This is a genomic window from Novosphingobium sp. CF614 (assembly GCF_900113255.1).
Classification (GTDB): Bacteria; Pseudomonadota; Alphaproteobacteria; order Sphingomonadales; family Sphingomonadaceae; genus Novosphingobium.
This window is the reverse complement of record NZ_FOOR01000002.1, coordinates 169,534-182,882: the sequence shown is the minus strand read 5'-3', so window position 1 is coordinate 182,882 and position 13,349 is coordinate 169,534. Positions and strand designations below refer to the sequence as shown.

General features: G+C 68.2%; 11 protein-coding genes and 1 tRNA gene. All 12 read left to right on the top strand.

The window, feature by feature from the left end; genetic code table 11:
* Nucleotides 1-10: 10 nt before the first annotated feature.
* The 12 genes from ftsA to BM052_RS03715 all read left to right on the top strand — a co-directional run bounded on the left by ftsA (nt 11) and on the right by BM052_RS03715 (nt 13,254).
* Nucleotides 11-1,291 (top strand): cell division protein FtsA, encoded by a 1,281-nt coding sequence (gene ftsA, locus BM052_RS03770; protein ID WP_091143407.1) that lies wholly within the window; start codon nt 11-13, stop codon nt 1,289-1,291.
* Between the two features lie 180 nt (nt 1,292-1,471).
* Nucleotides 1,472-3,049: a cell division protein FtsZ gene (gene ftsZ, locus BM052_RS03765; protein WP_091143908.1), complete on the top strand. Its 1,578-nt coding sequence runs from the start codon at nt 1,472-1,474 to the stop codon at nt 3,047-3,049.
* A 207-nt stretch (nt 3,050-3,256) separates the two neighbouring features.
* Nucleotides 3,257-5,176, top strand: coding sequence for an SPOR domain-containing protein (locus tag BM052_RS03760; RefSeq protein WP_255405941.1), 1,920 nt, complete (start codon nt 3,257-3,259; stop codon nt 5,174-5,176).
* Between the two features lie 162 nt (nt 5,177-5,338).
* Nucleotides 5,339-5,857: a type III secretion system chaperone family protein gene (locus BM052_RS03755; protein ID WP_091143403.1), complete on the top strand. Its 519-nt coding sequence runs from the start codon at nt 5,339-5,341 to the stop codon at nt 5,855-5,857.
* 184 nt (nt 5,858-6,041) lie between these two features.
* Nucleotides 6,042-6,848: a pyrroline-5-carboxylate reductase family protein gene (locus tag BM052_RS03750; RefSeq protein ID WP_091143400.1), complete on the top strand. Its 807-nt coding sequence runs from the start codon at nt 6,042-6,044 to the stop codon at nt 6,846-6,848.
* A gap of 248 nt (nt 6,849-7,096) precedes the next feature.
* A complete protein-coding gene (locus tag BM052_RS03745) occupies nt 7,097-7,837 on the top strand; it encodes a Bax inhibitor-1/YccA family protein (RefSeq protein WP_091143397.1) in 741 nt (246 codons plus the stop codon).
* A gap of 148 nt (nt 7,838-7,985) precedes the next feature.
* Nucleotides 7,986-8,717 (top strand): hypothetical protein, encoded by a 732-nt coding sequence (locus BM052_RS03740; RefSeq protein ID WP_091143395.1) that lies wholly within the window; start codon nt 7,986-7,988, stop codon nt 8,715-8,717.
* Between the two features lie 118 nt (nt 8,718-8,835).
* Nucleotides 8,836-8,911: transfer RNA gene (locus tag BM052_RS03735), tRNA-Ala, on the top strand.
* A 97-nt stretch (nt 8,912-9,008) separates the two neighbouring features.
* Nucleotides 9,009-10,064, top strand: coding sequence for a GTPase ObgE (obgE, locus tag BM052_RS03730; protein WP_091143393.1), 1,056 nt, complete (start codon nt 9,009-9,011; stop codon nt 10,062-10,064).
* Between the two features lie 117 nt (nt 10,065-10,181).
* Nucleotides 10,182-11,360 (top strand): glutamate 5-kinase, encoded by a 1,179-nt coding sequence (proB, locus tag BM052_RS03725; RefSeq protein WP_091143391.1) that lies wholly within the window; start codon nt 10,182-10,184, stop codon nt 11,358-11,360.
* Nucleotides 11,357-12,289, top strand: a complete 933-nt coding sequence (locus BM052_RS03720) for an NAD-dependent epimerase/dehydratase family protein (RefSeq protein WP_255405939.1) — start codon at nt 11,357-11,359, stop codon at nt 12,287-12,289. Before proB ends, BM052_RS03720 begins: the two co-directional genes overlap by 4 nt.
* Nucleotides 12,286-13,254: a bile acid:sodium symporter family protein gene (locus BM052_RS03715; RefSeq protein WP_177198311.1), complete on the top strand. Its 969-nt coding sequence runs from the start codon at nt 12,286-12,288 to the stop codon at nt 13,252-13,254. The genes BM052_RS03720 and BM052_RS03715 overlap by 4 nt, the downstream gene beginning before the upstream one ends.
* Nucleotides 13,255-13,349 lie beyond the last annotated feature (95 nt).

The window sequence follows — 13,349 nt, the reverse complement described above, 5'->3', positions numbered from 1 at the left end:
AGGAACGGTAATGGCAGCCCCCCGGATCACCCGCGTGTTCGGCGCGGTCAATATCGGATCGTTCCGGATCTCCGCGATCGTCGCGGGGATCAACGAGATGGGCGACATGGTCGTGCTCGGCTCGGGCCACCGCGCCAGCCAGGGGATCAAGCGCGGCTATGTGACGGACATGGCCGCCGCCACCTACGCGGTGCGCGATGCCATCGACCGGGCGGAGAAGATGGCCGATACCGCCGTGCAGAAAGTCTGGATCGGCTGCTCCGGCGCGGGCCTTGCCAGCCGCATCGACCAGTTCGATGCCGAGATCGGCGGGCGGCGCATCGAGCGGGAGGACATCGACCAGCTGCTCGTCTCCGCGCGCGACGTGATCCAGCCGGACGGGCGCATGGTGCTCCACGCCCAGCCCGCGCAGTACCGGCTCGACGGTGCCCACGGCGTCGCCAATCCCAAGGGGCTGCATGCCGAGCGGCTGGGCGTCGACATTCACGTCATGCTGGCCGACGGGGCACCGATCCGCAATCTTACCGAGGCGGTGCAGTGCGCGCATCTTGAGGTCGAGGCGGTCGTGGGCTCCCCGATCGCGGCGGGCCACGCCTGCCTTTCGCCCGAGGAACGCGACCTCGGCGTGGCGCTGGTCGAATTCGGGGCCGAAGTCACCAATGTCGCGGTCTATTCGCACGGCATGCTGACCGACATGGTGGCGATTCCGATGGGCTCGGCCGACATCACCGATGCCGTCGCCTCGGCCTTCGGCATCCGGCGGTTCCAGGCGGAGCGGCTCAAGTGCGTCAACGGCTCGGCGATCGCCAGCCCGCACGACCACCGCGAGATGATTCCGGTCAACGCCCCGGGCGAGGAGGGCTCGGGCCCGATCGCGCGTCATGCCGACGACAAGAACCGCATCCCGCGCGCGGAACTGATCGGCGTCATCACCGGCCAGCTCGGCATGCTGATGGAAGAAGTCAACAAGGCGCTCAAGCTGATGCGTTTCAACGGCCAGCGCGGCAAGCAGGTGGTGTTCACCGGCGGCGGCGCGGAACTGGTCGGCCTGGCCGACTATGCCCAGGCGGCGATCGGCAAGCCGGTGCGCATCGGCCGCGTGCCGCATCTTACGGGACTGGCGGAGGCGCATGTGAAGCCCGGATTTTCCACATTGGTCGGTCTCGTGCTATATGCTGCCGCCGATCCGGTCGACATTCGCGCGATGAGCCGGAGCGGGCAGAACACCGTCCGCTTGAGCGGGCTGGGCATGGTCGGCCGCGTCTATCAGGCGCTGAAAGAGTATTTTTGACCGGTTCACGGTCTGGACAGCGGGTGTCGAAGAAACCCCTTGGCTGGCGGCTTTGGCTGTGGACAAAGGTTTATGACGCTTTGCCTCCACGAGTCGAAGCGTGCAATCAAGCCGGTCAAGGAAATTTCTTCGCGCGCGCGGTTGCCAGGCGGTTGCCAGCGCGTCTGCCAGGAGAGCGAAATGAGCATTAACATCGGACCGCCAGCGATCGAGGAGCTTCGTCCGCGGATCGTCGTGATCGGAGTCGGCGGCGCCGGCGGCAACGCGATCGGCAACATGATCGAAGCCCAGATCGAGGGCGTGGACTTCGTCGTCGCCAATACCGACGCGCAGGCGCTCAACAATTCGATCGCCGAGACGCGGATCCAGCTCGGGCCCGACATCACCCAGGGCCTCGGCGCCGGTTCGCGCCCCGAAGTCGGCCGCGCAGCGGCGGAAGAAACCATTGCCGAGATCGACCGCATCCTGGAAGGCGTGCACATGGTCTTCATCGCGGCCGGCATGGGCGGCGGCACCGGCACCGGCGCGGCGCCGATCATCGCCCGGGCCGCGCGCGAAAAGGGCGTGCTGACCGTCGGCGTCGTGACCAAGCCGTTCCTGTTCGAAGGCACGCGCCGCATGCGTTCCGCCGATGCCGGCATCGAGGAACTGCAGAAGCATGTCGATACGCTGATCGTCATCCCCAACCAGAACCTGTTCCTCGTCGCCAAGGCGGAGACCACTTTCAAGGAGGCTTTCCAGCTTGCCGACGAAGTGCTGCAGCAGGGCGTGCGTTCGATCACCGACCTGATGGTCATGCCCGGCCTTATCAACCTGGATTTCGCCGACGTGCGATCGGTGATGGGCGAAATGGGCAAGGCGATGATGGGCACCGGGCAGGGCGAAGGCCCGAACCGCGCGCTGGAGGCAGCGGAACGCGCCATCGCCAATCCGCTGCTCGACGGCGTCTCGATGCAGGGCGCGAAGGGCGTCATCATCTCGATCATCGGCGGCGACGACATGAAGCTGCTCGAAGTCGACGAAGCCGCCAACCACATCCGCGAACTGGTGGACAGCGACGCGAACATCATCTGGGGTTCCGCCTTCAATCCGGACCTGCAGGGCAAGATCCGCGTCTCGGTGGTCGCCACCGGCATCGAGCAGAGCGCTGAGCAGGCCGAGATCGCTTCGCGCCCGATGAATCTCGGCGCCTCGCGAGGGCCGGTGCGCCCGGGGATGCAGGCATCCGCAGCGCCTGCCGCGCCCAGGTACACCGAAACGCCTCCGGCGCCGGAACCGTTCGAGCGCCGCGAGCCCCAGCCCATCGCGGCGTCGGCGCCGGAACCTTATCGGCCGACCGCCGAGCTGGAACTGGGCGCGGGCGATGAAATAGAGGGGCCGGAGGAAGACGGGGCCGGATCGGGCAACTATGCCAGCCTCTCCGGCCTGGCCGGCTCGCGCGCCGAGCCGCTCGAGCTTGGCGCCGCGCAAGAGGCGCAGCCCGAAACGGCGTTCCCGCAAACGGCTTCCTTCGCGCCGACGCGGAGGCAGGACGAACTGCTGCTCGACGGCGGACAGGCCAGCGCGCCGCGCGGCGCCCAGCCGGCCGACCTCTCGGCGCGTCCGAAGCCGCCGGGCGGTGGCAGCACCCTGTTCGAGCGGATGACCAGTCTTTCCCGCCCCAAGCCGGGCGCGAGCGACCCATCGCCCGAGAGCGAGGACGGCGATGGCGCTTCCATCAGCATTCCGCGCTTCCTCGGCAGGCAGAACAACCAGTAGGCGGCCGGAACGCACGCGCGGCGGACCGCCGCATGCGGGCGGCGATCCGCCGCCAAGGGCCCCGGGCCGTTCGCATGAGGTTCATCGGCGGCATCCGATAGCGGCTTCATCGGCGGCCGGCCGGTTGCCGTGTTTTGGCGCGGTGTTTTGGCACGGTGTTTTGGACAGGCGGCACGCGCCTGTCGTTTGGCAGGGATGTCCGGGGTCTTGCGGGTCGAGCTCAAGCTTTGGCGGTTGGTGGCGGGAGCGGCGGCGGGCTACTGCCTTGGCTGGCCGGGCCTGGCCCTGGCGCAAGGCGCGCCGGTGGTTTCCCGGCCCGTGGTCCAGTCCTTGCCCAGTATCGAGAGCCAGCGCCTCAATGCCGCGCTTGCCCGGCTCGGGCGTGATCCGCGCGATATAACGGCCTTGATCGACGCGGGCGAAGCGGCGCGCGGTCTTGGCGATTTCGATGCGGCAATCGGCTTCTACCGCCGGGCGGACAAGATTTCCCCCGACAATCCCCGGGTCAAGGCGGGGCTGGCCGGGGCTTACGTCATGACCGGCGATCCGGTCAGCGCCATCCCCTACTTCGACGCCGCCGAGAAGGCCGGCGCGGCTCCGGCGCGGATCGCCGCTGATCGCGGCCTCGCCTATGACCTCGTGGGCGACAACGCGACGGCGCAGCGCTATTATGCGGCGGCGATGGCGGCGGGCGAGAACGACGAGGCGCGCCTGCGGCTCGCGCTCAGCCAGGCGATGGCCGGGGACCAGAAGTCGGCGGAAGCGACGCTGATGCCGCTGCTGCGCAAGCAGGACAAGCCGGGTTGGCGCGCGCGGGCCTTCGCGCTTGCGATCGGCGGGGACGCCAAGCAGGCGGTCGATGTCGCGGAGACGATCCTGCCCCCGCAACTGGCGGAAAGCATTGCGCCCTATTTGCGCTACATGCCGCGCCTGACCAAGGCGCAGCAGGCCGCCGCCGCCAATCTCGGCCGGTTTCCGCGTGCTTCCGAAATCGGCCGCGACGATGCGCGCATAGCGGCTTATGCCCCGCCGCGCGTCGCCGCGGCGGACTCCGGCCTGGTTCCCAAGGGCGAGCCGCTCGATGGGGGGCGAGGGGCCAAGGACAAGAAGCCTTCGAGCAGGACGAGGATCGCGTCGAACACGGCCCGCGCCGCCGGGGCGCAAGCCGGCGAAGCGACCCGTACCGGCTCGTCGCGCAAGACGCCGTCGGCGTCGGCCGATCCTGACCGGGTGGTCCCGCCGGAACCCAGGCCCGCGATCGAAAGCACCGGTGAATTGCCGCCGATCGCGCGAAGCACAGCGCTTTCGCCCGCGGCCGCCCAACCCGCGCCTGCGCCCGCCCCGTCGCAGAAGGTTGCGCTGGCTTCTGCCGGAGCGGCCACCACCCCGCCCGCGCCGGTCCAGGCGGCTACCCAGGCGCCGCCTGCGTCCCCCGTCAAGGCCCCCGCCAAGGCTCCCGCGCCGGGCTTCGATCTCGCCAGTCTGCCGGCCACGCAGGGCGGCGGTCCGGCGGTGTCGGCTGCGCCTGCGCCGACACCCGCGCCTGCATCGCCGCCAACGCCGACGGCCGTTTCCTCCGCGCCCGTCGTCCAGCCCATCGCTGAAAGCACGTCCGCCGCACCGCCTTCCTCCGCGATTCCCGCACCGGCCGTCCCGGGGCCGGCGCAGCCGTCGCTCGCGGAGATATTCGCCGACTTCGGCAAGCCGGCGACACAGGCGGCGCCGGTCCCCGGCGCGGTCGACATCAGCAAGATCGAGCCGGCCCGCCCCGAACCGAAACCGGAACCCAAGGTCGAGGAAAGGAAGCCGGTGGAAAAGCCCAAGCCCAAGAAGCCGGCGCCTCCCGCGCATCCCAGCCGCATCTGGGTGCAGATTGGCGTCGGGCGGGACAAGGACGCGATCGCCTTCGACTGGCGCCGCCGCGCGAAGCAGGCGCCGGCGTTGTTCAAGGGGCGGCAAGCCTATGTGAGCGACATGGGCCGCACCAACCGCGTGCTCGCCGGCCCGTTCGAAACCCAGAAGGCCGCCAACCAGTTCATCGTGGATCTGAAGAAGGCCGGGATCGACGACGCACTGCCGTGGACGAGTCCGGCCGGCCAGGTGGTTGACGCCTTGCCGAAGAATTAGCCGGGCGGCGGCGCCGGTTTTGCCGGCCGATTAAGTTTCGATTAGTCTTATCCACACGCTGTTAACAGCCTTGTGCAGTTATGCGCAGGTGATCGCGGTTGCCGGCATTGTGCTTTCCTGCCCTGGCACAGCATCCATGCGGGTGAATTCGCGGAAGGGCTTATGTCGGAATTTATGAGGACGGTTCAGAACGATATCGACCGGGAAGAGGACTCCGCCCCCGTGGAAATGCTGGCGTCGCTGTTCGAAGCGCACGACTGGCCTTTCGAATATTCCGGCGAGGACGAGATTTCCGCCGAAGTGAAGGGGGCCTGGGCCACGTACCAGTTCCAGGCGATCTGGCGCGCGGAGGACCGGGTGCTGCAACTCCTCTGCCTGCCCGACATCCGCGTTGCCGACGGCAAGCGCGCGGCGATGTTCGAGGCGCTGGCGCTGATAAACGAGCAGCTCTGGCTGGGCCATTTCGATGTCTGGTCGAACGGCGGCGTGGTGCTTTACCGCCACGGGCTGATGCTGGGCGAGGATGGCCTGCTCGGCCCCGGGCAGGCGCAGCTGGTGGTAGAGGCCGCGATCGAGGAATGCGACCGCTTCTACCCGGTGTTCCAGTTCATCCTGTGGGGCGACAAGACCCCGGCCGAGGCGCTGGCCGCCGCGCTGGTGGACGCCGCCGGGGAAGCTTGACGCCGCCGCGGGCTTGCCCTTGGCAGCGTGCGTGCGCCGGCCCGATATCAAGTTTCTTCAAGTGAGACTCGTCTTCTCCTTTCGTCATTGCGAGCCGCCGCAGGCGGTGCGGCAATGACGAAACAAGGGGAAGAATGAGGGGGCAAGATTTTCGATCCATGGAATTTGGTCTAAGCGGCGCGTCATGAACCGCTTTCAGAACATCCTGCTCGTCGGCTGCGGCAACATGGCGGGGGCGATGCTGTCCGGCTGGCTCGCCGGCGGCATTCCCGCTTCGCGCTTCACCGTGGTCGATCCCTGTCGCACCGGGTTGCCGGAGGGCGTGACCCTGCTGCGCGAACTGCCGACGGGGCGGTTCGATGCGATCCTGCTGGGGATCAAGCCGCAAGGGCTGGACGATGTCGCACCGGCGCTCGCCGCGCTTGCGGGGCGCGAGACGGTGCTTTTCTCCATTCTCGCGGGCGTGGAGTTCGCCAGCCTCGCCGCGCGTTTTCCCCGGGCCGGCGCGATCGTGCGGATCATGCCCAATCTGGCCGCCGCCATCGGCAAGTCGCCGATCGCGCTTGACGCGCGCGGCCTTGACGAGACCGGCCGCGCCGCCGTCACCGCGCTGATGGCGCCGCTCGGCACGCCCGAATGGCTGGCGGGAGAACATCTCTTCGACGCGGTCACCGCGCTTGCCGGCTGCGGGCCGGCTTTCGTCTATCGCTTCATCGATTCGCTGGCCTCCGGCGCCGTCGCGCTCGGGCTCGATGAGGGGCAGTCGCGGCGCCTCGCGCTCGCCATGGTCGAAGGGGCGGCGCTGCTGGCCGGGACATCGGAATTCTCGCCGGGCGAGCTGGCCGACAAAGTCGCCAGCCCCGGCGGCTCCACCCGCGCCGGGCTCGACGTGCTCGATGCCGAGGGGGCGCTGGCCAAAGTCGTCGCCAAGGCGATGGCCGCCTCGCGCGACCGCAATGCCGAAATGGCGGCGGCGGCGCGCAAGGGCTGACGGTCTCGCAATTCTTTCCCCGTGCACGTTGCTGGGCGGCTCGCGAGGGTCGAAGCGGTGGGAAGCAGGCCTTCCGATCAACCGAATCGGACAGGGGCGCCCGCCTGGAACGGGCTTTCGGCGGCGGCATACATTTTGACACAATTGTTCCGGTCCGGTTTTTCTTGAAACTTTAACCGCTCACGCCGATATTGCGTCTGTGCGGGGTCCGCGTTGTGCGGAAGATGCCCCGCGAAAGGGAGTTTGAAATGGCGAATTGGAACGACCCCCAGCCCCGTCCGGGCTTCGGTGCGTCTCCGAGCCTTGACGGACGCACTGCCGGCCAAGTCTCGTATGACATGGGGCTGCGCCGTCACATGCTGTCGATCTACAACTACATGGCCTCGGGCGTGCTGCTTTCGGGCATCGTCGCGCTGCTCTTCGCGCGGTCGGGCATGGCCGAGCAGATGATGTACTCGCCGCTCAAGTGGCTGGTCATGCTGGCCCCGCTCGGGTTCGTGTTCGCGATGAGCTACGGCGCCAACCGCATGCAGACCTCGACGCTGCAGATGCTCTATTGGGGCTTCGCGGTCATCATGGGCCTGTCGCTCTCGACGATCTTCCTGGTCTTCACCGCAAGCTCGATCGCGACGACCTTCTTCGCGACTTCGGCGGCCTTCGCGGGCCTGAGCCTCTACGGCTACACCACCAAGAAGGATCTGTCGGGCTTCGGCACGTTCCTGCTGATGGGCCTGGTCGGCATCCTGGTGGCGATGCTCATCAATATCTTCGTCGGCTCGACGGTGCTGCAACTGGTGATTTCGGTCCTGGGCGTGCTGATCTTCGCGGGTCTCACCGCCTATGACACGCAGATGCTCAAGAACCAGTACTACCAGCTGCGCGGCACCGAATTCGTCGGCAAGGCGGTGGTGCTCGGCGCGCTCAGCCTCTACCTGGACTTCATCAACATGTTCCAGTTCCTGCTGAGCTTCCTGGGCCAGCGCGACTGAGATTTCACCCGCGCGGGAACCGTGCGCGGGTAATCCACAGCCTAAGAATCAACTGGTTAGGATGCCCGGTGCGTTTCGTCGCACCGGGCATTTCCTTTGTGGCCGGCGGAGGGTAGGGTTCGGGCGCTGAGATTGGAGAAGTTGACGGGTGGAAAACCTCAAATTCAAAGGCCTTGGTCGCGGGCTACCGCTGCTGGCGGGTTCGGCCATGACCCTGATGATGGCGGTGCTGTCGGGCTGCGCGACCAAGCCGCCGCCCCCGCCGCCGCCGCCGGTGGTCGTCATCCCGCCGATGCCGGCCCCGCCGATGGGCGCGCCGCCGGAAATGACCATTCCGCCGGTCACCCAGGATGGCGTGCGTCATACGGTCAACACCGGGATTTCCACCTCGCAGGCGGTATGGAACCTGCGTTCGGCCTACAACGTCGCCGCGCTCAACTGCGTGGAGCCGCAGTACGCCCCGATTCTCGCGGGGTACAAGCGCTTCCTGGCGTTTTACGCCAAGCCGCTCGATTCCGCGTACAAGGAAATCGACCGCAGCTTCAGGACCCAGCACACCGGCCGGGCGGCGGTTGTCGCGTTCGAGAGCTACCAGACCCAGGTCTATAATTTCTTCTCGCTGCCGCCGGTCGATACCGGCTTCTGCCAGGCGGCGATGGAGCTTACCATCGAACTCCAGACCGTCGATCCCAGCCAGTTCGAGGCTTACTCGTTCTCCGGCCTTGCCAAGATGGAAGCGCCGTTCAAGGCGTTCTTCGACAGTTACGAGCAGTACCGCGCCGATCTTGCCGCCTGGCAGGCGCGCTATGGCGGCGGGTTTATCACGGTGCGTCCCTCCGAACAGCAGACCATGGCGCGGCGGGAGGGCTATGTGCAGTAAGGCCGGGTTCTATGCTCTAATCTTCGCTTTGCGCATTTTAGCTCTTTCATGGCGGGGCTCTCTTCGCTAAGGGGGCGCCTCGCAAAGCGGCGGGACCGCGGCGTGACGATACTGGAACGGGGCCGTAGCTCAGCTGGGAGAGCGCGTCGTTCGCAATGACGAGGTCAGGGGTTCGATCCCCCTCGGCTCCACCAGTAATTGATATTCCCGCCGGCCGGCCGCACACTGCTGCGGCCGTTCGCGTTTTGGCGGACCAGCAGGCGCCGCATCCAACCGTCGGACAGACATTCCATGCACTTTCTCGACCAGGCCAAGATCTACATCCGCTCCGGCGCCGGCGGGCCCGGCGCCGTGTCGTTCCGGCGCGAGAAATACGTCGAGTACGGCGGGCCCGACGGCGGCAACGGCGGCAAGGGCGGTGACGTGGTGTTCGAAGCGGTGGCGGGGCTCAATACCCTGATCGACTTTCGCTATACCCAGCACTTCAAGGCCCCGCGCGGCGGCCACGGCATGGGCAAGAACCGCAACGGCGCGGCGGGCAAGGACCTTGTCGTCAAGGTGCCGGTGGGCACCCAGGTCATCGATGACGAGGACCGCGAGACGGTGCTGGCCGATCTGGTGGAGGCCGGTCAGCGCGTGGTCCTGCTCGAAGGCGGCATGGGCGGGCGGGGCAACGCCAGCTACAAGACCAGCACCAACCGGGCGCCGCGCCAGCACCAGCCGGGGATCCCGGCGCAGGAGATGTGGGTCTGGCTGCGGCTCAAGCTGCTTGCCGACGTCGGTCTTGTCGGCATGCCCAACGCGGGCAAGTCCACTTTCATCAACACGCTGTCGAACACCAAGGCCAAAGTGGGCGACTACGCCTTCACCACGCTGCGCCCGCAGCTCGGCGTGGTCAGCCACAAGGACCGTGAGTTCGTGCTCGCCGACATTCCCGGCCTGATCGCGGGCGCGGCCGACGGCGCCGGCGTTGGCGACCGGTTCCTCGGCCACATCGAGCGCTGCCGCGTGCTCGTCCACCTCATCGACATCTCCAGCACCGATCCGGTCGAGGCGATGCGCATCGTCGAGGAGGAACTGGAAGCCTATGGCGAAGGCCTGGCGGACAAGCCGCGCCTGGTCGCCCTCAACAAGATCGATCTCGTCGACGATGCGCTGGCGGCGGACTATGCCAGGGAACTGCTCAAGGCCGGCGCGGACGAAGTGTTCCCGATCTCCGGCGCCACCGGCAAGGGCATGTCCAGGCTGCTGGACGCGGTGATCGAATACCTCCCCGCCGCGACAGTGACGGAACGGCCCGAAGGCGAGCGCGAAGAGGCGGACGAAAGACCCTGGTCGCCGATCTGAGTTGCGGGCGCGATGCGCTGGCCGCCATCCCCCGATCCCGCTCGGGCTGAGCTTGTCGAAGCCCCGCCACACCCCGCTTCCCACCGGCCGGCATTTCTCCTAGAGGCTGGCGTTCCCATGCCGATCACCCGTCTTTCCGATCTTGCCGACAAGGCCCAGTGCCCGCTCCTTGTGCTCAAGGTCGGCTCGGCGCTGCTGGTCGGCAAGGAAGGGGTGCGGCGCGAGTGGCTTGCCGGGCTGGTGGCCGAGATCGCCGAGGCGCGCGCGCGCGGGCAGCGGGTGATCGTGGTGTCCTCGGGCGCGATCGCGCTCGGGGCGGCGACCCTGGGGCTGGACAAGGGCGGGCGCGGATCGCTTGCCGATGCGCAGGCCGCCGCCGCCGTCGGCCAGATCGCGCTTTCGGGCCTGTGGGCGGAACTGCTGGGCAGCCACGGACTGATCGCCGCGCAGATGCTGCTTACGCTCGATGACCTGGAGGATCGGCGCCGCTACCTCAACGTCACCGCCACGCTGACGCGGCTGCTCGATGCCGGCGCGGTGCCGGTTGTCAATGAGAACGATTCGGTGGCCACCCAGGAAATCCGCTTCGGCGACAACGACCGGCTTGCCGCGCGCGTGGCCCAGGCGGCGCAGGCGAGCGCGGTCATGCTGCTGTCCGACATCGACGGGCTCTATGATCGCCATCCCCGGGAAGCGGGTGCGCGGATGATCCCCGTGGTCGAGGGCGTGACGGCGCAAGTCCATGCCATGGCCAGCGCGGAATCGAACTCCGGCATGGGTTCGGGCGGGATGGTTTCCAAGCTCCAGGCGGCCGAGATCGCCGAACTGGCGGGCATCTGCCTGGTGATCGGCAATGGCCAGCACGATCGGCCGGTGGCCCGGATCGCCGGGCAGGGCATGCAGGGTGGTATCGGGGACGGCGTCGGCACGCTGTTCCTGCCGCGCCGCAAGGCCGGCGTGCGCGGCGGGTCCAAGCGGGCCTGGCTGGGCGGGCGGCTCAGGCTCAAGGGCACGCTGGTGGTCGACGCCGGGGCCGCCGCGGCGCTGTCGCGCGGATCCAGCCTGCTCGCCAAGGGGATATCGATGGTGGAAGGCGTGTTCGAACGCGGCGATCCCGTGGCGATCCACGATGAGCAGGGCCGGGTGCTCGCGCATGGCCTGTCTGAATACGACGCGGCCGAATGCGCCGCGATCCGGGGCCTCCATTCGAGCGATCAGGCCGCCGTGCTCGGCTACGCGCCGCGTTCCTCGGTGGTTCACCGCGACCAGCTCGTGATGAAAGGCCTTACGCCGTGATCGAAACCGACCGTCCCACCGTGGCGCTCACCGGCGCCACCGGCTTCGTCGGGCAGGCCACGCTCGATGCGGTGCTGGCTGCCGGCTATGCGGTGCGGGCGCTGACCCGCCGCGAGCAGCCGGCGCGAGAGCACGTGCGATGGGTGCGGGGCGAACTGGCGGACACCGCCTCGCTTTCCGAACTGACGCGCGGGGTGGAAGCGACCATCCACGTGGCCGGGGTCATCAACGCCCCCGATCCCGCGGGCTTCGAGCAAGGCAACGTCACCGGCACGCTCAACCTGATCGAGACGGCGATCGCCAAGGGCATACCCCGCTTCGTCCATGTCTCGTCGCTTTCCGCGCGCGAGCCGGAACTGTCCGCCTATGGCGCGTCGAAGGCGCGCGCGGAAAAGCTGCTGATGGCAAGCCCGCTCGACTGGACGATCGTGCGGCCGCCGGCGATCTATGGGCCGCATGACAAGGAGATGTTCGAGCTGTTCCGCGCCGCGCGCTGGGGGGTGGTCCCCGTCCCGCGCGAGGGCCGCGCCTCGATGATCCATGTCGAGGATCTTGCCCGGCTGCTCGTCGCGCTGGTTTCCGGCGGGGATGCGGTTTCGGGCCGCATGTTCGAACCGGACGACGGCAGGCCCGGGGGATGGGATCACCATGAGGCCGCCCGGGCGATCGGCGGGGCGGTGGGCAAGCGCCCGAAAGTCCTGGGACTGTCGCGCGGGGCGCTGGAATGGGCGGCGCGGCTGGACGGCTTCTTTCGCGGCACCAAGGCCAAGATGACGATGGACCGCGCGGCTTACTACAGCCATCCGGACTGGGTGGCCTCGCCCGAGGCGGCGGTGCCCGCCGCCATCTGGGCGCCGCGGATCGAAACGCGCGAGGGCTTCAGGTCCACCGCGCAATGGTATCGCGAGCACAAGTGGCTGCGGCCGTGAACCGGTTGCTCGCGCGGTTGAACATCGATCCTTACCTGCTGCTGCTGGTCGGCACCGTCGGCCTTGCCTCGATCCTGCCGGCGCGCGGAATCTGGGCGGACATCGCCGGCGGGATCGCCGATGCGGGGATCGCGCTGCTGTTCTTCCTGCACGGTGCCAAGCTCTCGCGCCAGGCGATCGTCGATGGCGCGCGGGCCTGGAAGCTGCACGTGACGACCATGGCGCTGACCTTCGTGCTGTTCCCGCTGATCGGCCTTGGCGTGCAGGCGATCCCGGGCCTCGATCCGGCGCTGGCGACGGGCGTGCTGTTCCTCACCCTGCTGCCCTCGACGGTGCAGTCCTCGATCGCGTTCACCGCGATCGCCGGGGGCAACGTCGCCGCCGCGGTGTGCAGCGCCTCGTTCTCGAACCTGGCGGGCATTTTCGCCACGCCGCTGCTTACGGCGCTGTTGATTACCGGCAGGCAGAGCGGGTTTTCGACCGATCCGGTGGTGGCGATCGCGGTGCAGCTGCTGCTGCCGTTCCTGGCCGGCCACTTCCTGCGGCCGTGGATCGGCGGCTTCGTGACGCGGCACAAGCAGGTCCTTGGCTACGTGGACCGGGGATCGATCCTGCTGGTGGTCTATGCCGCGTTCGGGGCGGCGGTGCTGGAAGGGCTGTGGGGCCGGGTCACCCCCGGCGAGCTCGGCCTGATCGCCGCGCTCTCGCTGGCGGTGCTGGCGGCGGTGATGATCGCGGCGGTCCTGATCGGCAAGGCGCTGGGCTTTGCCCGGGAGGATCGCATCGTCCTGCTGTTCTGCGGCTCCAAGAAGAGCCTGGCCACCGGCGTGCCGCTTGCCGGCGTGCTGTTCGCGCCGACGCAGGTGGGCGCGGTGATCCTGCCGCTGATGTTCTTTCACCAGATCCAGCTGATGGTCTGCGCGGTGCTGGCCCGGCGATTCGCGGCGGCCGCGAAGGCCGCATAGCCGCCGGAAGCGGGCTCGCCGGCATGAGCCGGACCGGGGGCCGGCCCGGCCAGAATTTACCATTCGCCTCAGGGCAATCGCTTAACGATGCGAGA

What these genes read in the sequence shown, in the direction of transcription:
- proB (WP_091143391.1), top strand. Translation starts at nt 10,182, where the DNA reads ATGCCGATCACCCGTCTTTCCGATCTTGCCGACAAGGCCCAGTGCCCG.
- ftsA (WP_091143407.1), top strand. Translation starts at nt 11, where the DNA reads ATGGCAGCCCCCCGGATCACCCGCGTGTTCGGCGCGGTCAATATCGGA.
- BM052_RS03745 (WP_091143397.1), top strand. Translation starts at nt 7,097, where the DNA reads ATGGCGAATTGGAACGACCCCCAGCCCCGTCCGGGCTTCGGTGCGTCT.
- obgE (WP_091143393.1), top strand. Translation starts at nt 9,009, where the DNA reads ATGCACTTTCTCGACCAGGCCAAGATCTACATCCGCTCCGGCGCCGGC.
- BM052_RS03755 (WP_091143403.1), top strand. Translation starts at nt 5,339, where the DNA reads ATGTCGGAATTTATGAGGACGGTTCAGAACGATATCGACCGGGAAGAG.
- BM052_RS03750 (WP_091143400.1), top strand. Translation starts at nt 6,042, where the DNA reads ATGAACCGCTTTCAGAACATCCTGCTCGTCGGCTGCGGCAACATGGCG.
- ftsZ (WP_091143908.1), top strand. Translation starts at nt 1,472, where the DNA reads ATGAGCATTAACATCGGACCGCCAGCGATCGAGGAGCTTCGTCCGCGG.